Genomic DNA, 22,035 nt, shown 5'->3' with positions numbered 1-22,035 from the left:
TACGAGAGCTTGGACGGCCCGCCGGTTACTTGCGGCGAGCTGGGAGCCGGGCTCCTGATCGACCCTCTCAAATGTGATCACGGCTTCAACCCGTACGAAGACGGGCCGTGCCCCCACGGATGTAGTGGCTCATGATCCACACCCTGTTGACCATGCTCCGCGCGTACGAACAGCCCCCGCTTCCGTACTGCGCCCGCTGCGGCGGCCACTACCCCGTACACACCCATTGAAGGAGACCACCATGAGCACCCACCAGTCCGTCACCGACTACATCACCGCCCGCCAGGCCGGTGACGCCGCCCGCTGCCACCAGATCGTCGCCGAGGTCCGAGAACGCTTCGACAGCAGGACCACGGACGGCACCGAGATCGCCGAGCTGTACGAGGCGAATCAGACCGTGCCGCTCGCCGAGAGCTGACACGCTGATGACCAGGCCCCGCCGCGACCCACCCCCGACGCGACGGGGCCTCACGCTTCTGACGTATGGACGCCACCATCTTGCGCGACCACACTGAGGTCGTGATAGAGGTCGTAATTGCCCTTGTCGGATGCCTTGTTGGGGCGGCTGCGCTGGCAGTTGCCTACCTATCCCACCTCCACCAGGTCCGCCGTGCTCAGTTACTAGAAGGAAGAGAACGTCTAGTCGCCGAGCGGGAACGCGCCGAGGACGAGCGCCAAGCCCTCATACAACCGTCGCGCCTTCACGTCGGGTTCATTCGGCAAGCCCAAGACATTCCACGGGCGGTCATCCATGGCCGGTATGAAGCCGGTCCTCCAGGTGAACCGTCGCCGTCGCCTTGGTCGCTCCGGGTGATCAATAGCAGCAACCAACCGCTGCGAGAGCTCACCGCCCACTATGGCGGCCAAGAGCTTCATTTCGATCCGCCAACCGGGCATATGACTCCAGGGCTTATTCGTCAGGCGCCATTGCCAGCGAGCCTTGTGGGCGAGGGTCGGCCGCTTCACTCAGCCACAATCATTCAGTTCACTGACGCTGCCGACGTCCGATGGCGACGCCTTGGAAGTGGGGCCCTTCAGCGCTGGGTATCCAGCCCCGACGGACCACCCTCGTGGGGCCCAGAGCAAGCGCCAATCATCGAGCACGTATACGCAGAGGCGTGGATTAGAGAAGAAGCCCTCACCGAACGGTATTACCCGCATGACGTGAACGCAGCAGAGCCAGAGTGACACTACGCCCGTAGTTGACCTCCAGTCGGTCATACCCCATCATGGGCCGCAGGTCCGGCGTGCCCGGACACAGAAGCCCCGCCACCGAGCGGGGCATTCGCATGTCACGGGACGAACACAACACCCCCACACCGCTTCCACATGTCGCATGATGCCCCTGCACCCACACACGTCCGGGGGGACACATGCACACCCGATTCATCAAGGTCGCCACGGCCGCCACACTGCTCGCCGCCCTCTCAGCCTGCGGATCACCCGGCGAGCTCACCAACAAGCCCGCACCGGCGACCAGCACACCCACCACGACCCCCACACCGAGCCCCACCCCGAAGCCCCTCGTCGTTGGCGACTCCAAGACCATCAAGGACTCCGTCGGTGGCTACGACCTGGCCGTGACTGTCCTCGCCTACACCCAGCCCGCCAAGGGCCCTCAGCCCCCGACGCCCGAGCTCGGCGGAGACGTCTGGGCCACCGTCGAGGTGAAGATCTGCAACACCAAGGGGAACACCTTCGCAGTCACCCAACTCCCCTGGTCCCTGGCATACGAGGACGGCACACGCGTGGAATCCACCGGCCTCAATGGCGGCGACCTCCCCAAGCCGGAGTTCCCCACCACGGAGACAGCCGTGAAGGAAGGCCGCTGCGTGCGCGGGAAGATCCCCTACCCCGTCCAGAGCAAGACCAGGCCCGCCCGGATCGAGTACGCCCCGCAGGCCGCAGCCGAACCCATGGAATGGATCGTGCCTGCCAAGTAGAGGGAGGTGGGCGCCTGTGGCCGGCAACCCCCGCACCGGGCGCCCGTACCGCCGCCTCGTCACCGCACAACGCGCCTACGGGTACCCGTGCTGGCTGTGCGGCCACGACATCGACCCCACCCTCCCGCCGAAACACCGTGACGCGTTCACCCTCGACCACCTCGTCCCACTGTCGCGAGGGGGCAGCCTCCTCGACCCGGCCAACGCACGCTCAGCGCACCGACGGTGCAACTCAGCCAGGGGCAACCGCATGGCCACCGCGCAGGCACGTTCCTCTCGAAGGTGGTGACCCTGTGCTGTACGTCATCACTGGCCCGCCGGCCGCGGGCAAGTCGTCGTGGATCGCAGCACGAGCGCGAGCGACGGACATCGTGATCGACCTGGACCGCATCACCGTCGCCCTCACCGGGCCAGGCGCGCCCCAGTGGAACCATGACCCGATCGTGTCCAAGGTGGCCCTCCGCGCCCGGTACGCGGCCATCGACGAGGCCGTGAAGCACCGCACCACCACCGACGTGTACCTCATCCACACCATGCCCTCCCCCAAGTGGCGGGCCAAGTACCGGCGATGGGACGCGAAGGTCATCACGGTCGATCCCGGTCGAGACGTCGTGATGCAGCGCGTCCGCGACATGCGTTCACCAGGACTCACCGCAGTCGCCACCCGCTGGTACACCCAGCACCGCAAGGGCGGCTCACACCCCATCACCACCCAGGCCTCCCGGGACTGGTGACCGCCAGGGCCCGGCGACTCCCTCCTCGTGCGACTGGCATGGACGGCCGGGTCGACGGGTCGCGACGCGGGTGCGCGCACCTCCTCGCGATCATGATCGCGGCCGAAGGGGAGGGGGGCCGTTGGTCATCGTGGGTTCTGAGGGCCGGGCGACCCAAAAGCCCTTATGGGCCTGTTTTGCGCGTGAGCCGCTGAGCCGACCATGATCACCCCGCCTGTCAACCCCTTTGCCCCCATTTGCTTCGATTTGCTCCAGTGAATCCCGTTGGGGGTGATCATGGTCGCCGACGAGACCCGCGCCGAGCTTGATCAGCTCGGCGTCCGCGCCACCTCGCCCGGCCTCGCCGCGCTCGCCGTCGCGCTCGCCGAGACCGTCGACGGCGCCGACCCTCCCACCGCCGTATCCGTCGCAGCCGCCCGCGAGCTGCGCGCCACCATGTCTGACCTGCGGAAACTCGCCCCAGTGGCAGCGAAGGGGGGTGCGGTCGATGACCTCACTGCTCGACGCGCCAACCGGCGCGGCGCCTGACGGTCTGTTCGGTGTCCAGCGCCCTCGGCTGATCACGGTCCCGCCGTTCGTCTCGTCGTCCGGGCAGGAGGCGGTGGAGCTCGCGGCGGTCGCCGGGCTGACCCTCGACCCGTGGCAGCAACACGCTTTGCATGTGGGACTCGGCGAGCGGCCCGACGGGTCATGGTCGGCGTTCGAGACGGCGATCAACGTGCCCCGCCAGAACGGGAAGGGCGCGATCATCGAGGCCCGCTCGCTGGCCGGGCTGTTCCTCCTCGGCGAGCGGTTGATCTTGCACTCGGCGCACGAGTTCAAGACGTGCATCGAGGCGTTCCGCCGCCTGGAGTCCCTGATCATGAACTGCGACGAACTGCGGCGGCGGGTCTCCCGGGTGCGGCGCACCACCGGTGAGGAGGCCATCGAGCTGTTGAACGGGCAGCGCATCCGGTTCCTGGCCCGCAGCGGCGGAAGCGGTCGAGGCTTCACGGGGAACTGCAACCTCCTCGACGAGGCGATGCACCTCGGCGACGACGCGATGGGCGCGCTGATGCCGACCATGGCGGCTGTGAAGGACCCGCAGGTCTGGTACCTGGGGAGCGCGGGCATCGGGCGGTTGTCCATGCAGCTCGCCCGGCTGCGGGCCCGCGCGCTGGCCGCGATCGAGGCGGGTATCCCGGATCCGTCGCTGGCGTATATGGAGTGGTCGATCGACCCGCACGTCCGCGAGTGCCGGTCGGACTGCACCGATCACGACGACCCTGCCGAGCCTGCGTCGGTGGCCCGCGCGAACCCCGGGATCGGCTACCGGCTGACGCTGGAGCACACCGAGCGCGAGCGTGCCTCGATGGGTCCGGAGATCTTCGCCCGGGAGCGGCTCGGTGTGGGTGAGTACCCGTCGGACTCGGCGGACACGTGGTCGGTGATCGGTGAGGATGCGTGGCGGGCGCTGACCGACGGCGACTCGACCATGGCCGACCCGGTGAGCTTCGCGATCGATGTGACGCCGGAGCGCTCGCACGCGTCGATCTGCGCGGCCGGGCAGTCCGGGGAGGTGGTCCACGTCGAGGTGATCGACAACCGGCCCGGCGTGGACTGGGTGATCGCCCGTGCGGTGGAGCTGACGAAGCGGTGGGGGCCGCGCTGTTGGGTGATCGACGGTGGTGGCCCGGCCGGGTCGCTGATCAAGCCGTTGGAGAAGGCGCTCACCCCGGAGGACGCGGAGGTCGACACCGACGAGGAGTCCGCGCCGTGCGTGCCGGTGGTGCAGCCGAAGGTCCGCGAGATCGCGCAGGCGTGCGGCAGCCTCTTCGACGCGGTCGCCGCTGCCGACATCGTCCACCTCGATCAGGCCCCGTTGGCGACCGCGCTCGCCGGCGCCCGCAAGCGTGACCTCGGTGAGGCGTGGGCGTGGGCGCGCCGTGGCGTCGGTGTGGACATCAGCCCTCTTGTGGGCGTGACGCTGGCCCGCTGGGGGCTGACGGCTGAGGTCGAAGAGCCGGAGGAGGAGGTGGCGCCGTGGGCCGCGTACGGGTAACTCGCGCCGGATGGGCGCGTGCTGGTGTCCTCGCGGGCGGAGCGCTGGTTACGGCCGGCGTGGGCCTCGGCATCGACCTCGCGGCGGCCCTGATGACGGGCGGCGTTCTTCTCATCGTGTACTGCCTGCTGCTGACGGACGTGGGTGGTAGCCAGTGACGAGTCTCTGGCGGGCCGCACGCCGGGGCGCGGCGGTGCGGGACATAGGGAGCATCGACGACTACGCGCAGGCGCTCCAGGAGTCGTTGGGGTACGGCGGGTACTCGGCGCTGGGGATCACGCAGACACAGCCCGGGCAGGCTGCGGAGAAGGCGCCTGGCGACCTCCCGGGTTACGCCAGGCTGTTCGCGACGAATCCGGTTGTGTGGGCGTGCATGGTGGCCCGGCAAGCGGTGTTCTCCGCGCCGCGGTTCACGTGGCAGCGCCTTAACAACGGTGCACCCTCCGAGATGTTCGGAACGACGGACCTGCGGCTGCTGGAGGCCCCATGGATGGGCGGCACCACGCAGGACCTGCTGGCCCGGGTGATCCAGGACGCCGACCTTGCTGGCAACAGCTACTGGACGCGTGATGGTGACGAGCTGGTGCGGATGCGTCCTGACTGGGTGCAGATCGTGCTGGAGCGACGCACGATGCGTGGCGGCGACCTCGGGTGGCGGCGGCTTGGCTACCTCTACCAGGAGCCGGGTGGCAACCCTGTGCCGCTCCTCGCGGACGAGGTGGCGCACTTCGCTCCGGTGCCGGATCCGCTGGCTACGTACCGGGGCATGTCGTGGCTGACGCCGGTGGTTCGCGAGACGCAGGCCGACAACCTGATGGCCACGCACAAGCGGAAGTTCATGGAGAACGCCGCCACGCCCAACATGGTTGTCCGCCTGGCGCGGGAGGTCAGTCCGGACGCGTTCGAGAAGTTCAAGGCCAAGATGGACTCGGCCCACAAGGGCGTCGAGAACGCTTACAAGACCTTGTTCCTCGGCGGTGGCGCGGACGTGACGGTCGTGGGCAGCGACTTCAAACAGCTCGACTTCTCGAACGTGCAGGGCGCCGGTGAGACCCGCATCGCTGCGGCGGCTGGGGTGCCGCCGATCATCGTGGGGTTCTCCGAGGGCCTGGCGTCCGCGACGTACTCCAACTACGGGCAAGCCCGACGCCGTTTCGCGGACGGGACGATTCACCCGTTGTGGCAGAACGTCGCGGGCAGCTTCTCGCACCTCGTCCAGCCCCCGGGCCTGAACACGTCCGGGGCGGTGCGGCTCTGGTACGACGCGAGGGACGTTCCGTTCCTCCGTGAAGACGCACACGATGCGGCGGAGATCCAGGGCATTCAGTCACGGACGATCCGCACCCTGATGGACGCCGGTTTCACCCCGGAGTCCGTGCAGCGTGCTGTCGGCGCACAGGACTGGTCGCTGCTCGACCACACCGGGATGTTCTCCGTGCAGCTCCAGAAGCCGGGCAGCGGTGGCACTGGTCCACCACCGGTCGAGCCGGATCCACCACCACCTGAGGAGGGGGCCTGATGCCCACCCTGCACCCTGCGGCGCGCGACCTGGAGAGGTCCGCGCCGTTCCTGCTCCAGCGCGCCGAGGGCGACGCGGAGGGCGATGACGGCCGCACCCTGTCGGGGTATGCGGCGATGTTCGGCGAGGCCACCGAGATCGACTCGTGGGAAGGCCGGTTCACCGAGACCATCCGCAAGGGCGCGTTCAAGAAGACCATCCGCGAGAGCACTCCGGTCATGCAGTTCGACCACGGCCGGCACCCGCTGATCGGGTCCCTACCGATCGGGTCGATCACCGACCTGCGTGAGGACGACCAGGGCCTGTACGTCGAGGCCCGGGTGACGGACAACTGGCTGATGCAGCCGGTCCGGGACGCGATCGCCGAGGGCTCTGTGAACGGGATGTCGTTCCGGTTCGAGGTCGTGCGCGAGGAGTGGCGCGACGCGGCCGGGAAGGTCGTCCGCCCGGAGCAGGTGATGGACCTCCTCTACATGCCCGGCGACCGGGGTCCGCTTCAGCGTGAGCTGATCGAGCTGAAGTGCAGGGAACTCGGTCCGGTCGTGTTCCCAGCCTACGCGGGGACGAGCGTGTCCGTACGGGCCCGGGACGTGGCCGACGGGCTCGCCACGGACGGCGACATGGCCCGACGAATCCGGCACTCCCTCGCCCGCGACGCCGGCGTCCCCTCGGTCCCTGACGACCCTGACCTTCGCCGCGAGGTGGCCACCGCGCTGCTCTACCAGCAGCCCGGTCAGCCTGCCCGAAGCGACCGCCCCGCAGTCACCATCCACGCGGTGGCCGACCCCGAGGAGATGGCCCGGGGTATCCGGGACACCCTCCTCTCCCTCAGTAGGAACACCGATGGCGCGCCGCCCGAACAAGGGCACCCGCCAGTCCCCGCAGTACCTGACGCGCCGCCCGCCGATGGGCACCCGTCGCCATCCCCGCGTACAGCCGCCCTCCGGGACCAGATCCGCGAGATCACCGGACTCATGGGCGAGCGCCTGGCGCTCATCGACGAATCGAAGGACAACTGATGGAACTCTCCCACCCGCAGGCGAAGATCCGTCTGACGGACATCAAGGCTGAGCTGGAGCGGCTCGGCGAGAAAAACGAGCTGACCGGCGAGGACGAGCAGTCATTCGACGAGCTCACCCGCGAGTTCGCCGAGGTCGACGCGCACCGCCGTCAGCTGGAGCGCAAGGCGGCCCTGGAGCGTGTCCGGTCGGCGACGACCGCGACGGAGCGACGGGCCCCGGCCGCGACTGCCGTTCAGGCAGGCGCCTCCTTCAGTGCCGCAGGCTACGACTCGGACCCGATCCTCAACCCCGACTCCGTGGAGGACCGCCGGTTCCGCAACCCGTGGGACCTCGGCGAGATGCGCACGTTCAACCGCTCGCAGGAGGAGGTCGGTCAGGAACTCCGGTCGCGTGCGCTGTGCGCGGTGGAGAAGATGGCCGGCGCCGACGACCGCATCCGGTCCACGGCCACGCAGATCATCGAGGCGTGGGACGACAAGAAGGGCAGCATCGCCAGGATGTGCCTGGCGACGTCCTCGCCGGAGTACCTGCGCGCCTGGTCCAAGCTCGCGCGTGGCAAGGGGCACATGGTGACCCCGGAGGAGCAGCGGGCGCTGGAGCGTGCCATGTCGCTCACGGACTCCAGCGGTGGCTACATGGTCCCGTTCCAGCTTGACCCGACAATCATCATCACCAGCAACGGGTCCCGGAACCAGATCCGGCAGGTGGCCCGGAGCGTGGTCGCGACCGGCGACGTGTGGAACGGAGTGTCCGCAGGCGCGGTGACGTGGCGGTGGGCCGCCGAGGCGTCCGAGGCCGGGGACAATGCGCCGACCTTCGCGCAGCCGTCCATCCCCGTGTACAAGGCCGACGGGTTCGTGCCCATCTCCATCGAGGCGATGGACGACGCGGAGAACGTCACCACCGAGGTCGGGCGCCTGCTGGCGTTCGGCAAGGACACCCTGGAGGCCGCGGCATTCGTCACCGGGTCCGGGTCCGGGCAGCCGACCGGCATCGTCACCGCGCTCACCGGAACGTCCAGCGTTGTCACCTCGACGACGACTGACACCTTCGCCAGCGGCGACGTCTACAAGACGGACACGGCTCTGCCCTCCCGGTACCGGCCGACCGCTGCGTGGCTGGCCAACCGTGGCATCTACAACGCCATCAGGCAGTTCGACAGCTCCGGGGGTACGAACCTGTGGGAGCGCATCGGCGCCGATGTCCCGCCGCAGCTCCTCGGCCGTCCGGCCCTGGAAGCGGAGGACATGGACGGCACGGTTACCGCAGCGGCCGACAACTTCGTTGCGGTGTACGGGGACTTCGACAACTACGTCATCGCCGACCGCATCGGCATGAGCATCGAGTTCCTGCCGCATCTGGTCGGAGCGAACCGCCGGCCGACTGGTCAGCGTGGCTGGTACGCCTGGTACCGGGTCGGCGCCGACTCCGTCAACGATGGCGCTTTCCGCATGTTGAACGTCACCTGATCCCCTCCCCCTCGTACGGGCCCTGCCGCATTCCGGTAGGGCCCGTACCCGCATCTGAGAGGAGACAGTGATGCGGCAGTCCCTGTACAACATCGCCCGCACCAAGACCACCCTGGCGCTGGCCACCCGCACCAACGGCACCGTCAACGGCACCACCGTCGACCTGCACGAGAACAAGGACGCGTCCCGCTCGGCGATGCTCGTCGTGCTCTCCGGCACCATCACGGACGGCACACACGCGGTGGTGCTCCAGGAGTCCGACGACAACTCGGCGTGGGGCACGGTCGCGGCGGCCGACCTTCAGGGGTCCGCGCCCTCGCTGGTGAGCACCGACGATGACGCGCTCTTCGAGCTGGGTTACAAGGGCTCGAAGCGCTACCTGCGTGCGTCGGTCACGACCAGCGGTGCGACGACCGGCGGTGTGTACGCGGCGTTCATCGTCCGCGCATTTCCCCGCCGTACCCCGATCTCGCACGCCTGAGGAGGCCCCCATGATCAAGCGATGCCGAGAACCCTTCACCGTGTGGCGCGACGGGGTGCCGGTCACCTACACCGCGGGCCAACTCATCGAGGAGAAGGACCGCATCCTCAAGACCCACGGGCACCTCTTCGAGGACGTCGCCACGGCGGCGCAGCCGAGGCAGGAAACGCGGGTCGAGGCGGCCACCGCCGAGCCCGGGGAACAAAGGTCCCTGACCCCACCGGCGCCCGAGACTGCCGAAGACGAGGGCGAGGACACCCCCGACGAGGAGACGTCCGACTCCGCGCCGAAGCGCCGCACCCGCCGCACGCGCGGGTGAGGACGTGGGCAGCTTCGCCCTCCTGCGCGACAGCTTCGGGGACGGGGTGGTGGACCCGGCTCTGTGGCCGCAGTCGTACGGCCCGGTCACCGAGACGGGTGGCCTGGCGCTCATCCCCTGTACGCAGGGGTATGCGGCGCTGTGGTCGGCGGCTACGTGGTCGCTGAGCTGGGGGCAGATCTCCGCGCGAGTGGACCCGCCAGCGGCCGGGGGCGCCTCGGTGGCCACGGTGTCCTTGCTCGTCCTTACGGAAACGGTGGGGACGAACGCGGGCTTCATCGTGGACCGGGCGGCCGGGGTGCTCGGCCTGTACCTGCGCACCGGGTGGGCCGACCCCGGGGCCCTTTTCCCTCCGTACGACCCGGTGGCGCATGCGTGGCTGCGGTTGCGCGAGGACGCCGGGACCTTGTTCTGGGAGGCCGCCCCGGACGGGACCACGTGGTCGGTGCTGCGCTCGGCGTCCTCCCCCACGTGGGCCTCGCAGGCGAATCTGTCCCTCCTGATCGAGGCACATCGGGACGCAGGTGTCGACGACATCGCAGGGATCGCGTCCTTGAACGCGTCGCGCGGCGGCACCCTCTCCGCTGGCACGGGCGCGGTGGCAGCGCTCGGCTCTCACATCCGTACCGGCCCGACCCTGAGCGGAGGTTGACCATGCCGTACGACCTCGGGGCAGTGGTCCCGCTCGGGACGACCGTGCGCGACGCGGCCGGGGTCCTGGCGAACGCCGGGTCCATGGCCGTGACCATCGCCCTGCCCGACGGGACGACGAGCACCGTTTCCCCAGTCGGCCCGGTGTCCACCGGGACCTACGCCTACGACTATCCGACCGTCCAGGCGGGGCGGCACACCGTGCGATGGATCGCCACCGGGGTATGCGCCGGCGCCTACACCGATAGCTTCGACGTGCGGGAGGCGGTGCCGCCGGGCATCCTCTCCCTCGCCGACGCGAAACGGCACTTGAACAAGACACAGGCTCATGACGATGACGAGATCCGGAGCTGGGTCGAGTCCATCACCGCGGGCATTGAGTCACTCTGCGGACCGGTCGTCGTCCGTACGGTGGTCGAGCGCCACGACATGCGCCGGGCGAGGACGCTGGCGCTGCGCATGACACCGGTCCTCACGCTCACAGCGGTTGATCCGCTGCTCTCGTCCGGGGTCGCGACGCCAGTGGTCGACCTCGACGTCGACCCGGACACCGGAGTCGTACGGCGGCTCGACGGTGGTCCGTTGTCCGGGCCGGTGAAGGTCACTTACAACGCGGGGCGCCGGGTAGTCCCGGCCGCGCTCACCTCGGCGGCCCGGATCATCCTTCAGCACCTGTGGCGTACGCAGCAGGGCCCGGGGCGCCCGCAGGCGGGGACGGACGACTACTCGGTGTCGGAGCCGATCTCCGGTTTCGGGTACGCGGTGCCCAACCGCGCGCTCCAGTTGATGGAGCCGTACCGGCTGCCACCGGGGGTGGGGTGATGGCAACGTCAGCAGTTCCTGGGGCGATCACTGCGTTGCTCGCGATCCTGCGGGCGGCGCCGTCGCTCGCCGAGGTAAAGGTCATTGACGGGCCGCCGGTCGGCGATATGGCGGACGCGGATCTTGTGGTCGTCGGCTGGTCTCCGGGCGCGGACGCGGCGGCCGAACTTGTGCAGGACTTCGCTTACGCCGGGGCACGCCGCAGGGATGAAGAGTTCGGGATCTCGTGCTGGATCGAGTCGTGGTCCGGGGACCTGGAGGTCGGCCCTCGGCGTGATCGGGCGTTCGCGCTGCTGGCCGTGGTCGAGGACGCGATCCGGGCCTCTGGCGGCGCACCGGAGGCGCCCACGCTCGGCGGCGCGGTCCTGTGGTCGCACCTGACCCGGGCGCAGTTGCAGCAGTTCACCACTGATCAAGGCGTACGGGCGGGGATCGCGATCACGGTCTCCTGCCGCGCCCGCATCTAGACGAGGGAGTACAGCGATGGCGCGAGTGCGCTACATCGGCCCGGAGCCGGTCACCGTGCCGGAGCTGGGTGACCGGACGGTGGAGCCGGACCAGGTGGTCGAGGTCCCGGACGAGAGGTACGACGGGTACATCTGCCAGCCCTCCGCATGGGAGGCGGTCGAGGAACCGCGGGGTGCGGATCCCGTGCCGAAGAAGAGCGCGGCCCGGCCGCAGAAGGAGGGCTGATCTGTGGCGATCGGATCCGGGCTCGGTGCCCAGCTGGGTATCGCGGCCGAAACGACGTACGGCACCTACGTAGCGCCCGCGAAGTTCCTGGAATTCACGAAGGAATCGCTGGTCTTGAAGAAGACCACAGCCCAATCCGCTGGGATCGCGGCCGGACGGCTGGTGCCGCTGTCCGCACGGCGAGTGGTCACCCAGCGGGAGGCAGCCGGGTCGCTGGAGATGGAGGTCACCAACAAGGGCATGGGGCTCCTGCTCCAGGCGTTGATGGGTACCTCGGTGACCCCGGTGCAGCAGGCGGCCACGACCGCGTACCTCCAGACCCACATCCTGGCGGACTCGTTCGGGAAGAGCCTGACCATCCAGAAGGGCGTGCCCTTGACGACGGGCACGGTGACCCGGAAGAACTTCCTCGGCTGCAAGGTGGTCGCGGCTGAGTTCTCGTGTGAGGTCGGCGGGATGCTGACCGCGTCGTTCGAGATCGACTCGAAGGACTGCGAGGAAACGTCCGTGCTGGCGGTCGCCACGTACCCGGCGATGACCCCGTTCCACTTCGGACAGATGGGGCTCAAGACCGGGCCATACGGCACCGAGGTAGCCAGGGACGGTATCCGCAAGGTGAGCGTGAAGATCGAGCGCGGCATGGCCGTGGACCGCTTCTACGCGAACTCGTCCGCGCTGAAGAAAGAGCCGATCGCCAACGACCAGGTGAAGATCACGGGCAGCATCGAGGGCGACTACGTCGACACCATCCTCGACGACCTCCACACCTCGGACGCGGCGACCTCGCTCGTCTGGGACTTCATCGGGCCGATCATCGCGGCCACCCACAACGAGAGGTTCACGATCAAGCTGCCCGCGATTCGATTCGACGACGCGCCTCCGAGCGTGGACGGTTTCGACGTGGTCCAGCCGAAGCTCGGATTCACCGGCCTGTATGACGGAACGAATCCGATCGCGATCGAGTACATGAGCACGGACGTCACTCTCTGATGGCGTCCGGCTCGGTACAGATCCTCGGCACGGGCCAGCTCCTGGAGCTGCAACGGCGGCTCCGAGCGGCTGGTCACGAGAATCTACGCGCCTCCATGCAGCGGCGCATCCGGCGTGCAGCCGAGCCGCTGCGCGACGACCTGCGCAACACGATGCGGTCGCTGCCGATCCGGTCCGAGCCCCGGAAGCCAGGCAAGCGCGGCGGGCCGTCGACGAACACCCGGCCGCTGCGGGCCACTCTCGCGGGCGCGGTACGGATCAGTGTCCGTACCGCGTCGGGCGGGGGCCCTGGGGCCCGGGTGTGGATCGACCGGGCCGCGCTCCCGAAGGACCTCCGCAACATGCCGACCGTGATGAACGACGGCCGCATCCGCCACCCCGTGTTCGGCAACCGGAAACGATGGGCCACCCAATGGGCTGACCCCGGGTGGTGGGACAAGACCGTGAAACGCCACACCCCTCGCATGACCGCCGAGGTTGCCCGCGTCGTCGACGACGTGCGGCGCCGACTCACCTGACCAGGAGCCCCAGTTGATCATCGTGTACACCCCCGACGGCGGGGAGCCCGAGCAGTACGACGCGCGGTCCCTGCTCACCTCGGAAGCGGCCATCGTCGCCCGCACCGTCGATATGAAGTGGCCGGAGATCAAGCAGGGTCTCGCGGACGAGGATCTCGATGCGATGCGTGGCATCGTCTGGATCCTCAAGAAGAGGACCACCCCCACGCTGCGCTACGGCGACTTCGACCCCGGGGTGGACGAGATGGTCACCCGCTTCGACCGGCGGGAGATCGAGACGTACGTGGCCAACGCGCAGAAGGCCACGGCCACGAACCCGGACGCCACCGGCGCGGAGGTGGCCGAGGCGCTGTCCGGGCTGGAGGACGCGGCGGCCGACCGGGAGCACGCGGAGGCTGTGATCCGCGCAGTGGCTGACGGCCCAAAAGCGCCGGCCCCTGGCGAGCTGGGGACCGAGGGGACTCAGCCCCCGACCTTGCCGAGCGACGAGACGAGTACCTGGGGCTCTTTGCCCACCTCCTCCACCTGACCCCGGCCGATGTTGACGCACTGACTGTCGACGACTTCGAGCTCCTGGTGGCGTGGATCGACGACGCCCAGGCGCAGGGCTCCGAATGACCTAACTGAATAGGCGGTGATCGCGGTGTCGGACTCCCGCCTGAACTTCATCCTCGCCGGACGCGACCAGCTGTCCCGGGTCTTCGACGGGGCAGGGGACGCGGCGAACCGGATGCACCGCCGGATCTCCGCCGCTGCGATCAACTCCGACGCAGCGATCCGACGCATGACCACCAGCACGTCCGCCCGTCTGGCGGCGCTGGACCGGGACACCGAGGCGTCCGGGAAGTTCACCGAGGCCCTCGGCAAGAGCCTGGTCTCCCTTGCTCCTGCGGCGCTCCCTGCTGCTGCGGCGATGGCGCCGCTCTCGGCTGCCACGGCGGCGGCCGGGGTGGCCGCTGCGGTGTATGCGGTCGCGCTCGGCCCGCAGATCAAGGCGATGGGCGAGGCGTCCGAGGCGGAGCAGAACTACAAGGACGCGGTCGAGAAGAGCGGCAAGACCTCGAAAGAGGCGGTGGCCGCGCAGGAGCAGTACCGGCAGGCGCTGGCCAAGCTCCCTCCGGAGACACGTCGGGCGCAAGCCCAGCTGTCCGTCCTGAAGGACACGTACAGCGCCTGGTCCGACGGCTTGGCTAAGGACACGATGACCCCAGTCATCAAGGGGATGTCGCTCTTCACCGGGCTCCTGCCCAAGACCACGGGCCTGGTGCGGGGCACGTCGGGCGAGCTGGACCGGATGGTCACCATCCTCGGCGGAGCGATGAACACGCCTGGGTTCGACCGGACCGTGGGGAAGTTCGAGGCGTTCGCCGTTGGCACCCTGCGCAAGATCACTGACGGGCTACTGTCCCTCGTCCGCACGGGAGATGCCGGGCCGGTAGGGGAGAACGTCCGGGAGTTCATGGACTTCGCCTCAGCCCAGGGGCCCGTCGTCCGGGACACCCTGCTGAACGTGGGCCGCGCCCTGATCAACGTGTTGAACGCTGGCGCGGACACCGGGGTCGGGCTGCTCCAGGTCGTCAACGTCCTGAGCAACATCATCGCTGCGGTTCCGCCCGGAGCGATCGCCATGTTCCTCCAGCTCGCCATTGCGCTGAAGGTGGTGCGCCTGGCGGCGCTCGGGTTCGGTGCGGCGAAGGCCGCGCTCGCAGGGTTCGGCGCGGCTCTGGTCGCGATGCAGACTGCGGCGGCCGGCGCACCCGGGCGGCTCGCTGCGGTGGGTGCGGCCATCGGCTCGCTGTCCCGCGCCGCGAAGGTCGCGCTCGTTGGGACCGGCATTGGCCTGTTGGTCATCGCGATCAGTGAGCTGTCGCAGATCGGGCGGTCCACGCCGCCGGATGTGGACAAGCTGACGTCGTCGCTCCAGCGGTTCGCACAGACGGGGAAGCTGTCAGGCGAGGCCGCGCGGGTCTTCGGCTCTGACCTCAGTACCCTCGGCGAGTCCCTGCGCACGCTGTCGCGCCCGAGCAACCTTCAAGGGTTCCAGCAGTGGGCCACCTCGCTGATCGGCATGGACAGCACGCCGGTGAAGGAGGCGAAGGAGAACCTCGACGGCGCGGACAAGGCCCTGGCCGCGCTCGTGCAGGGCGGCAAGGCCGACCTGGCCAAGCAGGCGTTCGACCGGCTCGCGGCGGGCATGCGGTCGCAGGGCATGACCACCTCCGAGCTGAAGTCCAAGCTCACCGAGTACGACGCCGCGCTCGCCAACGTGAAGACCGAACAGCAGATGGCCGCGCAGTCGATGGGCCTGTTCGGGGCGCAGGCACAGCAGGTGCAGGCCAAACTCGCCGCGCAGAAGCAATCGGCGGACGGGTTGCGCCAGTCGATCCAGGCCCTGAACGACGTCAACAGGTCGGCGCTCGGCGGGATGATCGGGTTCGAGGCGGCGATTGACGCGGCGACGGCCGCCGTCAAGGGGCACTCAACCGCACTGTCGATGACGGGCAACCAGCTCAATCTGGGCTCGGAGAAGGCCCGGACAGCTGCGGGCGTGTTGAACGATCTCGCGGCCAAAACTGAGGCCGCCGCCGCGTCGGCCCGTGAGAACGGGGCGTCGTGGTCCACGGTCAACGGGATCTATTCCCGTGGCCGGGAGGCTTTGATCCGGTCGGCTGACGCGATGGGTCTCACCACGGCGCAGGCGCGGCGGCTCGCTGATCAAATCTTGAAGACCCCGGACAAGACCGCGAAGTTGCGCGGTGACATGGCCGATCTTCAGGCGAAGCTCAACAACGCGAAGGGCCAGTTGGCCCGGGTGCCTGATTCCCGCAAGGCGTCGGTGCGGGCCACCATCGCGCAGCTTGAGGCGCAGATCGCTGCGGCCAAGCGGCGGCTCGCCAGCATCAACGACAAGACCGTGACTCTGCGGATCAACACCTACAGCTACAGCCGGTACGTCAACGTCGGCCCCGCCCCTGGTGGGGTGAGCAACCCGTGGGCGCGCGCGGACGGGGGCATCGTCCGCCGTGCGGCTGGCGGTCCGGTCGGCTACCCGGGTGGCGGCCCGGTTCGGGGTCCGGGGACGAGCACCTCGGATTCCATCCTGGCGATGATCTCGAACGGTGAGTACGTGGTGCGGGCGCGGTCTGTGGCGCGGTATGGCGTGGACTTTATGGACCAGCTGAACGAGGGCCGGTTGGGAGTCAGCCGTGCGGCGCGCACGGTGTCGGTTGGTCGGCCGGCCGTCGCGTCTGCGGCACGAGCGTCCACGCCACAGCAGGTCACCATCAACATCAACGTCACCGGTCCGGTGTCGGACCCGATCGCGCTGGCCCGTGAGACACGCCGCGAGCTGCTCAAGCTCAAGCGCGGCCACGGCCTCAACGTCGAACTGGGGGTGGGCTGATGGCGCTCCTGGTCGAAGCCGGATGGGGCGGGCTCGTGCAGGCCCCGTGGTCGATCACGTGGACGGACATCTCTCAGTTCGTCGACATGGTGCGCGGGATCGTCATCAGCCGTGGCGCCTCGGACGAGGTGTCGGAGATCCAACCGGGGACGATGACGCTGGCCTTCAACAACGAGGACGGGAGGTTCACCCCGGGTAACCCGAGCAGCCCGTACTACCCGTACGTGCGCCGGAACTCCCCGATCCGTGCGGCCGTGACCACGGCGCCTGTACGGTCTGGCCCCGCCCCGTGGCCCGCCGCGCAGCTAGCCGATGATTTCGACGACGAGCGGATAGACCCGGTGCTGTGGTCCGGGTCGTACGGCGGGGCCGCCGAGGTCGACGGACGGGCGCGCGTCCCTGTGATCCCCGGCGGGTTCGCCGCGTACCAGTCGGGTCGGCAATGGCGTCTCCAGGGCAGCCAGTTCAGCGTGAAAGTAGCGACCCTGCCCACGGTGAACGGGTCGTCAGCGGCCTCGGTATCCGTGATGGCGAACTCGGTGACGGCCGGGACCCGGGCCGGGTTCCAGTACAGCCCGGTAACCGGTCAGCTCAGGTGTGCGTCGGACGTCGGTTACTTCGACGCGGGCGCCACCGTCCTCGCCCACTCGCCGATCGAGCACGCGTGGCTCCGCATCCGCGAGGCGGCCGGCACCCTGTACTGGGAGACGGCCAGCGACGGGGTCACGTGGGTGGTGCGCCGCTCGGTGCCGACTCCGGCGTGGATAGTGACGGACACCTTGGTCGTCGAGATGGTGGGCACCCGCACCGGGGGGACTGCGGATTATGTCGAGTTCGACTTGGCTGGGCACCGGCCGCGCTGGCGGCACTGGGGCATGGTCAACGACTGGCCTACCCGCTGGGATGGGCTGCTGTCCACGGTGGCGATCAGCAGCACCGATCTGTTCAAACGGCTGAACCGCCTGCCCCCGTTGCGGTCCTGCCTCGCCGAGGAGGTGCTGCTCCTCGAACCGCTCGCGTACTACCCGCTGACCGAGTCCGCCGAGTCCGCATCCGCCGGCGACTTGTCCGGGACGATGGCCGGACAGCTCACCATCCTCCAGGCGGGCGTGGGCGGGACGCTGGAGTTCGGTTCCGGCACCGGCCCGGCCGCGACCGGGGAGTCCCTGCCCGCGTTCACTCCTGTGTCCGCGTCTGCGGGCAAGTACCTGGTGGCCGACCTCGGCCACGACTTCGCGGGCCGGTCGGCAGGACACTGGAACCACATGGAAGTGTGGTTTGCCACGACGGTGCCCGGCCGGGTCATGTGTGCGCTGACCAGCCATGACCAGCAATTCAACTTCGTGCTCGCGCTCGGGGCTGGAGGGGCTCTTCAGATCGAGTACACGAACGAGGCCGGTGAACCGCTGACCGTGCTGACCGTGGCCACCGGGAATCTCGCCGACGGGAAACCCCACCACGTCGCATGGGACGAGCGCCTCAACGAGCTGTACGTCGACGGGGTCGCACGGACAATCGGCGACGTGCCACTGATGTACCGGCTCCAGCACCTCGCCGTCGGCGGCCACCGCAACCTCCGCCTGTGGTCGGGGAGCGTGGGGCACGTCGCCCTGTACGCCACCGAAACGGGAACCATCACGGCGCCCCAGCTCGCCGAGCACTACACGGCCGGACAGACCGCGTTCGTGGGCGAACAGGCCGACGACCGCATCAAGCGCCTCGCGTCGTACGCGGGGATTACCTCGGTCACCGTGTGGGGGTCCGTACACGACCCGGTAGCCGGGCAAGGCGCCGGCGGAACAGGCGCCCTGGCCCGGATGCGGGAGGTCGAGAAGACCGAGAGCAGCAGGCTGTACGCGGAGCGGGATTGGTTCGGGCTGGCCTACCAGTCGCGCGACCTCCGCTACAACCCTGACCCGTTGTCCGAGGTGTTCACGGTTCCGTACGCGGACCTGGAGACGGACGCGGTGGAGCTGGCCGACGACGACCAGAAGCTGATCAATGTCGTTGATGCATCACGGCCTGGTGGTGCGACACAGCGGGTGTCCGCCCCGGCCTCGGTGCTGGCGTACGGCCCGTACGAAGAGCGCCTGGAGGTCCTGAAGACGTCGGACAATTCCGCGCTGGACGCGGCGAACTGGCTGGTCTCCCGGTACGCCAACCCAGACCCCGAACTCAGGGAGGTGCCGATCGAGGCGGCCACCCTGCCCTACTACTCCGACGTCCTCGACGCCGACATCAGCAGCTACTTCAGCGTGACCGGGCTGCCCGCACAGGCGCCAGCGTCGACGATGCGCGTCACGGTTGAGGGCTACACCGAGACCATCAAGCTCGGCTCCCATCTGATCCAGTTCCGGACCTCGCGCTCGGCCACCGACTCCGTCTGGGTCCTCGGCGACGCCGTGTACTCCGTCCTCGACTCCACTACCCGACTCGCCTACTGAAGGGGGCCATCATGCCCGTGCCCGTCGTCCGCGCCGAAGGTTTCTACCGGCCGCCGCCGCGCCTGCCCGCGACCGCGTGGGACCAGGTCCCCGGTGCCGAGAGGGTGTACCGGTACTTCGAGTACCGGATGGAGCGGCGCATCGAGCCCCCGGCGGAATCGGTCGAGGAGACGTACTACGCGCGCATCAACGCGAACCGGTGGATCGTCGACTGCGTATGCGGCTCGGCGCAGATCAGCACCCCGAGTGACCCCCGAGCAGCGTGCACCGAGTGCGGGTGGGGGTGGTGCACCGTCATCTACCCCGAGGACGTCGCCGCAGTCGAGGCCGGGCTGATGTCCCGGCCGCCGCACCTGCGGAACTGGTGGCACCCCAACGACCCAAGAAACCCTGACGTTCCGGTGGTGGGAATCAACCGATGACGACGACGCCGCGCACGTGGGTGGTCGGCGAGACCGTCACGGCCGCGCTACTCAACACCGAGATCCGCGACCAGTTCGCCAGCATCTTTCAGGCGTGGACGGTGTACACCCCGGTGTGGTCGGGGCTGTCCGCGCTCGGCGCGTCCACGGCGACGGGCCGGTGGCTGGCCGTCGGCCGCACGGTCAAGGTCTTGGCCGAGCTGTCGTGGGGTACCGGGTCGACGCTCGGCAGCGGGAACATCACGTGCAGCTTGCCGTTCACCTCGGCGACGATCGGCACCCCCGACACCGGATGGCGGGCCAGCGGCCGGTTCAAGCCGGGCGGGGGCGGCGCGTGGGCGCCGCTTTTCACCAACATCCAGCGGAACTCGAACGTGGTCAACGTCTTCTCAATCCGTCCGGCCGACGGGGTGATGCAGCCGGTCGGCAACGCAGCACCCGTGTGGGTGTCCGGTAGTCACCTGTCCGTGCAACTGGAGTACGAGATCCCTTAAGCCCACCCCGCCCCTCTGTCTCGCGCCGTCCCGGCCGGGGCTTTCGTCATGTCTGGAGGACTGCATGGCCTGGTATTCAGGGGCCACGAAGTACGAGCTGCAACCCGAGTCGGACAACCAACCGGCGATCAAGCCCACCCAGTTCATCGTGCATTCGATCATCGCCCCGTGGACGGCGAAGCGGACGTACGAGTACTGGCGCGACTCGACGAACTTGGAGTCGCACTTCGGTCTCGGCTACGAGGGTGATTTGGGGCAGTTCATCGGCACGGAGACGAGGGCCGACGCGAACGCCGCGGCGAACCGCCGGCCGGACGGGACCGGCGCCATCAGCATCGAGACCGCGTCGAACCTGGAAGGCTCCGATCCCTGGACGGACGCGCAGGTCGAGCAGCTCATCCGCGTCGGCGTGTGGTCGCACCAGCGGCACGGGATCCCGCTGCGGATCTGTCGCACCGCCGACGACCCCGGGTTCGGTTACCACCGGCTCCATGCCGCGTGGGCCGTGTCCGGCACCGCGTGCCCCGGAGACGCCCGGGTCCGCCAGTTCCGAGAGGTGGTGTTCCCGGGCATCGTCGCCCGCGCCACCCAACCCCCCGAGGAGGACAACGACGTGGCACTCACTGAAGCGGAGATGGACAAGATCGCGGCGAAGGTGTGGGCCTCGCGGTTCAAGAGCCCGGTCGCCGACCCCAAAGCAGGCGACCCGACGAGGGCAGCCAGCACCTACCTCGCCTACCAGGACAAGTTCCAGCAGACGCTGATGGCGGAGTTCGCCGAGATTAAAGCCCAGCTCAAGGCACTCAAGGAAGGCAAGTGACCGTGGCTGCACCCGTAGAGAAGAAGGTCACCGCGGCATCCGCTGGCGCGTACATCGCATCAACTGGGCTCCTTGCGAGTCTCGCCGCGGTGCAGGACAACGCGCGCTTGGTGGAGTGGATGCCGGACGGACTGACCCCGTTCGTCCTCGCCCTGGTCCCGGCTGCGATCACGTTCGTCGGAGGGTGGGTTGCCCGGCATACGCCGCGCGGACCGTCAACCCTCTGACCCCTGCTGGGAGGACGTGCACACGTGGATGCTGCGACGCTCGGCGCTATCGGGGCGATTGTCGTCGGGCTCGCAGCGGCCACCGCGTCGTGGATCGGACAGCGGGCATCGGCACGGGCCAACCACTCGGGCGCGGTGCTGACCGGGTACGGCGGGCTCGTCGATCAACTCCAGGAAGAACGGAACGGATTGCAGGCCAAGCTCACCACGGCCGAGGCGGCGCTGGCCTCGGCCTATGCGGAGCTGTCCCGCGAGCGCGCCGATCGTGCTGCCCTCCAAGCGGAGATCGCGCAGCTGCGGACTGAGATCGCCGACCTTGAGCGTCAGCTCGATGTACTGGGAGGGCCGACTCCGTGAGGACGACGACCAGGATCCGGCGCCGCCCTCGGCACACCCGTGGTCTCCTCGACCGGCGGTGGCGGTCGATCGCGGTGGCCGCGGTTCTGCTGATTCTCTCCGGGGCGGTGGTGCTGGTGTGGGTGCGGATCGAGGCGGAGTCGGAGCGTACGGCTCGGGTGGCTGCGGAGGCGGACCGGCGGGGCGACGCAGTGTCCACGCTCGCGACGGACGTGCGGGTGCTACGGGCGCAGATCCAGGCGAAGGGCGGTACGCCTGCGGCCCCGGATCCTGCTGCTGCGGTGGATGATCTGCCGGACCGTGCCGAGGTGCCGGTGCCGATCCCGGGGCCGCCTGGTCCGGCCGGCGCACGGGGTGAGAAGGGTGAGCCCGGCGTCTCGGGAACACCGGCTCCCCCGGTTCCAGGGCCGTCCGGTCAGCCCGGTGCGGATGGGGCGTCGGTCGTCGGCCCACCTGGTCCTACTGGTCCGCCGGGTCCTGCGGGTGCGGTTGGTCCTGCGGGTGAGCGCGGGCCGCAGGGTGAGCCAGGCCGGGACGGGGCATCCGGTCAGACGTGCCCGGACGGGTACACCCTCCAGCCCCCGGCCGGTGATCCGGACGCCCTGGTCTGTCGACGAGGAGGGGCTCCTCCGTCGGGTGATGCCCCGTCACCCGCGCCGCTCTTCT

25 protein-coding genes are annotated in these 22,035 nt (G+C 69.1%); all 25 read left to right on the top strand.

From position 1 onward, the window contains the following. The first annotated feature begins 241 nt into the window (after positions 1-241). The 25 genes from ACZ5PB_RS18685 to ACZ5PB_RS18565 all read left to right on the top strand — a co-directional run bounded on the left by ACZ5PB_RS18685 (position 242) and on the right by ACZ5PB_RS18565 (position 21,369). Positions 242-418, top strand: coding sequence for a hypothetical protein (locus ACZ5PB_RS18685; RefSeq protein WP_468692414.1), 177 nt, complete (start codon positions 242-244; stop codon positions 416-418). Positions 419-1,373: 955 nt separating this feature from the next. Then, positions 1,374-1,943, top strand: coding sequence for a DUF4352 domain-containing protein (locus tag ACZ5PB_RS18680; RefSeq protein ID WP_468692413.1), 570 nt, complete (start codon positions 1,374-1,376; stop codon positions 1,941-1,943). A 16-nt stretch (positions 1,944-1,959) separates the two neighbouring features. After that, on the top strand, positions 1,960-2,232 hold the full coding sequence (locus tag ACZ5PB_RS18675; RefSeq protein ID WP_468692411.1) for an HNH endonuclease: 273 nt from the start codon (positions 1,960-1,962) through the stop codon (positions 2,230-2,232). 4 nt (positions 2,233-2,236) lie between these two features. After that, a complete protein-coding gene (locus tag ACZ5PB_RS18670; RefSeq protein ID WP_468692409.1) occupies positions 2,237-2,677 on the top strand; it encodes a P-loop NTPase family protein in 441 nt (146 codons plus the stop codon). A gap of 276 nt (positions 2,678-2,953) precedes the next feature. Continuing rightward, complete coding sequence (locus ACZ5PB_RS18665) at positions 2,954-3,205, top strand: hypothetical protein (RefSeq protein ID WP_468692407.1); 252 nt, start codon at positions 2,954-2,956, stop codon at positions 3,203-3,205. Then, entirely contained in the window at positions 3,165-4,718 is a 1,554-nt protein-coding gene (locus ACZ5PB_RS18660) for a terminase (RefSeq protein ID WP_468692405.1), read from the top strand. Before ACZ5PB_RS18665 ends, ACZ5PB_RS18660 begins: the two co-directional genes overlap by 41 nt. 154 nt (positions 4,719-4,872) lie before the next feature. Continuing rightward, on the top strand, positions 4,873-6,237 hold the full coding sequence (locus ACZ5PB_RS18655) for a phage portal protein (protein ID WP_468692404.1): 1,365 nt from the start codon (positions 4,873-4,875) through the stop codon (positions 6,235-6,237). Beyond that, entirely contained in the window at positions 6,237-7,256 is a 1,020-nt protein-coding gene (locus tag ACZ5PB_RS18650) for an HK97 family phage prohead protease (RefSeq protein ID WP_468692402.1), read from the top strand. The genes ACZ5PB_RS18655 and ACZ5PB_RS18650 overlap by 1 nt, the downstream gene beginning before the upstream one ends. Further along, the gene (locus ACZ5PB_RS18645; protein ID WP_468692401.1) at positions 7,256-8,728 is read left to right on the top strand and encodes a phage major capsid protein; all 1,473 of its coding nucleotides are present in this window, start codon (positions 7,256-7,258) and stop codon (positions 8,726-8,728) included. The genes ACZ5PB_RS18650 and ACZ5PB_RS18645 overlap by 1 nt, the downstream gene beginning before the upstream one ends. A gap of 70 nt (positions 8,729-8,798) precedes the next feature. Continuing rightward, the gene (locus tag ACZ5PB_RS18640) at positions 8,799-9,209 is read left to right on the top strand and encodes a hypothetical protein (RefSeq protein ID WP_468692399.1); all 411 of its coding nucleotides are present in this window, start codon (positions 8,799-8,801) and stop codon (positions 9,207-9,209) included. Positions 9,210-9,219: 10 nt separating this feature from the next. Beyond that, positions 9,220-9,528, top strand: a complete 309-nt coding sequence (locus ACZ5PB_RS18635; RefSeq protein ID WP_468692398.1) for a hypothetical protein — start codon at positions 9,220-9,222, stop codon at positions 9,526-9,528. Positions 9,529-9,532: 4 nt separating this feature from the next. Continuing rightward, the gene (locus ACZ5PB_RS18630; protein ID WP_468692396.1) at positions 9,533-10,180 is read left to right on the top strand and encodes a hypothetical protein; all 648 of its coding nucleotides are present in this window, start codon (positions 9,533-9,535) and stop codon (positions 10,178-10,180) included. Between the two features lie 2 nt (positions 10,181-10,182). Then, positions 10,183-11,001 (top strand): hypothetical protein, encoded by an 819-nt coding sequence (locus tag ACZ5PB_RS18625; protein WP_468692394.1) that lies wholly within the window; start codon positions 10,183-10,185, stop codon positions 10,999-11,001. Beyond that, positions 11,001-11,468: a hypothetical protein gene (locus ACZ5PB_RS18620; protein ID WP_468692392.1), complete on the top strand. Its 468-nt coding sequence runs from the start codon at positions 11,001-11,003 to the stop codon at positions 11,466-11,468. Before ACZ5PB_RS18625 ends, ACZ5PB_RS18620 begins: the two co-directional genes overlap by 1 nt. Before the next feature lie 16 nt (positions 11,469-11,484). Next, positions 11,485-11,694 (top strand): hypothetical protein, encoded by a 210-nt coding sequence (locus ACZ5PB_RS18615; RefSeq protein WP_468692391.1) that lies wholly within the window; start codon positions 11,485-11,487, stop codon positions 11,692-11,694. Between the two features lie 3 nt (positions 11,695-11,697). Beyond that, a complete protein-coding gene (locus ACZ5PB_RS18610; RefSeq protein WP_468692389.1) occupies positions 11,698-12,684 on the top strand; it encodes a phage tail tube protein in 987 nt (328 codons plus the stop codon). Next, positions 12,684-13,202: a hypothetical protein gene (locus ACZ5PB_RS18605; protein ID WP_468692387.1), complete on the top strand. Its 519-nt coding sequence runs from the start codon at positions 12,684-12,686 to the stop codon at positions 13,200-13,202. Before ACZ5PB_RS18610 ends, ACZ5PB_RS18605 begins: the two co-directional genes overlap by 1 nt. Before the next feature lie 13 nt (positions 13,203-13,215). Further along, positions 13,216-13,731, top strand: a complete 516-nt coding sequence (locus tag ACZ5PB_RS18600) for a hypothetical protein (RefSeq protein ID WP_468692385.1) — start codon at positions 13,216-13,218, stop codon at positions 13,729-13,731. 105 nt (positions 13,732-13,836) lie between these two features. Next, entirely contained in the window at positions 13,837-16,605 is a 2,769-nt protein-coding gene (locus ACZ5PB_RS18595) for a hypothetical protein (protein ID WP_468692383.1), read from the top strand. Next, a complete protein-coding gene (locus tag ACZ5PB_RS18590) occupies positions 16,605-19,049 on the top strand; it encodes a hypothetical protein (protein ID WP_468692381.1) in 2,445 nt (814 codons plus the stop codon). The genes ACZ5PB_RS18595 and ACZ5PB_RS18590 overlap by 1 nt, the downstream gene beginning before the upstream one ends. Before the next feature lie 11 nt (positions 19,050-19,060). Next, positions 19,061-19,471, top strand: a complete 411-nt coding sequence (locus ACZ5PB_RS18585; protein WP_468692379.1) for a hypothetical protein — start codon at positions 19,061-19,063, stop codon at positions 19,469-19,471. Then, positions 19,468-19,965 (top strand): hypothetical protein, encoded by a 498-nt coding sequence (locus ACZ5PB_RS18580; protein WP_468692378.1) that lies wholly within the window; start codon positions 19,468-19,470, stop codon positions 19,963-19,965. Before ACZ5PB_RS18585 ends, ACZ5PB_RS18580 begins: the two co-directional genes overlap by 4 nt. A 64-nt stretch (positions 19,966-20,029) precedes the next feature. After that, the gene (locus tag ACZ5PB_RS18575; protein ID WP_468692376.1) at positions 20,030-20,785 is read left to right on the top strand and encodes a peptidoglycan recognition protein family protein; all 756 of its coding nucleotides are present in this window, start codon (positions 20,030-20,032) and stop codon (positions 20,783-20,785) included. Positions 20,786-20,787: 2 nt separating this feature from the next. Further along, positions 20,788-21,012 carry a holin gene (locus tag ACZ5PB_RS18570; RefSeq protein WP_468692374.1) on the top strand — a complete coding sequence of 75 codons (225 nt, stop codon included), beginning with the start codon at positions 20,788-20,790 and terminating at the stop codon, positions 21,010-21,012. A gap of 24 nt (positions 21,013-21,036) precedes the next feature. Next, positions 21,037-21,369, top strand: a complete 333-nt coding sequence (locus ACZ5PB_RS18565; protein ID WP_468692372.1) for a hypothetical protein — start codon at positions 21,037-21,039, stop codon at positions 21,367-21,369. The last annotated feature ends 666 nt before the right edge of the window (positions 21,370-22,035 follow it).

The organism is Streptomyces sp. NPDC032721, from assembly GCF_055579625.1.
The sequence above is the reverse complement of the archived record's forward strand: the minus strand, read 5'-3'. Positions and strand labels throughout refer to the sequence as shown.

What these genes read in the sequence shown, in the direction of transcription:
- ACZ5PB_RS18590 (WP_468692381.1), top strand. Translation starts at nt 16,605, where the DNA reads ATGGCGCTCCTGGTCGAAGCCGGATGGGGCGGGCTCGTGCAGGCCCCG.
- ACZ5PB_RS18665 (WP_468692407.1), top strand. Translation starts at nt 2,954, where the DNA reads ATGGTCGCCGACGAGACCCGCGCCGAGCTTGATCAGCTCGGCGTCCGC.
- ACZ5PB_RS18645 (WP_468692401.1), top strand. Translation starts at nt 7,256, where the DNA reads ATGGAACTCTCCCACCCGCAGGCGAAGATCCGTCTGACGGACATCAAG.
- ACZ5PB_RS18615 (WP_468692391.1), top strand. Translation starts at nt 11,485, where the DNA reads ATGGCGCGAGTGCGCTACATCGGCCCGGAGCCGGTCACCGTGCCGGAG.
- ACZ5PB_RS18585 (WP_468692379.1), top strand. Translation starts at nt 19,061, where the DNA reads ATGCCCGTGCCCGTCGTCCGCGCCGAAGGTTTCTACCGGCCGCCGCCG.
- ACZ5PB_RS18685 (WP_468692414.1), top strand. Translation starts at nt 242, where the DNA reads ATGAGCACCCACCAGTCCGTCACCGACTACATCACCGCCCGCCAGGCC.
- ACZ5PB_RS18625 (WP_468692394.1), top strand. Translation starts at nt 10,183, where the DNA reads ATGCCGTACGACCTCGGGGCAGTGGTCCCGCTCGGGACGACCGTGCGC.
- ACZ5PB_RS18605 (WP_468692387.1), top strand. Translation starts at nt 12,684, where the DNA reads ATGGCGTCCGGCTCGGTACAGATCCTCGGCACGGGCCAGCTCCTGGAG.
- ACZ5PB_RS18575 (WP_468692376.1), top strand. Translation starts at nt 20,030, where the DNA reads ATGGCCTGGTATTCAGGGGCCACGAAGTACGAGCTGCAACCCGAGTCG.
- ACZ5PB_RS18620 (WP_468692392.1), top strand. Translation starts at nt 11,001, where the DNA reads ATGGCAACGTCAGCAGTTCCTGGGGCGATCACTGCGTTGCTCGCGATC.
- ACZ5PB_RS18660 (WP_468692405.1), top strand. Translation starts at nt 3,165, where the DNA reads ATGACCTCACTGCTCGACGCGCCAACCGGCGCGGCGCCTGACGGTCTG.
- ACZ5PB_RS18635 (WP_468692398.1), top strand. Translation starts at nt 9,220, where the DNA reads ATGATCAAGCGATGCCGAGAACCCTTCACCGTGTGGCGCGACGGGGTG.
- ACZ5PB_RS18680 (WP_468692413.1), top strand. Translation starts at nt 1,374, where the DNA reads ATGCACACCCGATTCATCAAGGTCGCCACGGCCGCCACACTGCTCGCC.
- ACZ5PB_RS18580 (WP_468692378.1), top strand. Translation starts at nt 19,468, where the DNA reads ATGACGACGACGCCGCGCACGTGGGTGGTCGGCGAGACCGTCACGGCC.
- ACZ5PB_RS18650 (WP_468692402.1), top strand. Translation starts at nt 6,237, where the DNA reads ATGCCCACCCTGCACCCTGCGGCGCGCGACCTGGAGAGGTCCGCGCCG.
- ACZ5PB_RS18640 (WP_468692399.1), top strand. Translation starts at nt 8,799, where the DNA reads ATGCGGCAGTCCCTGTACAACATCGCCCGCACCAAGACCACCCTGGCG.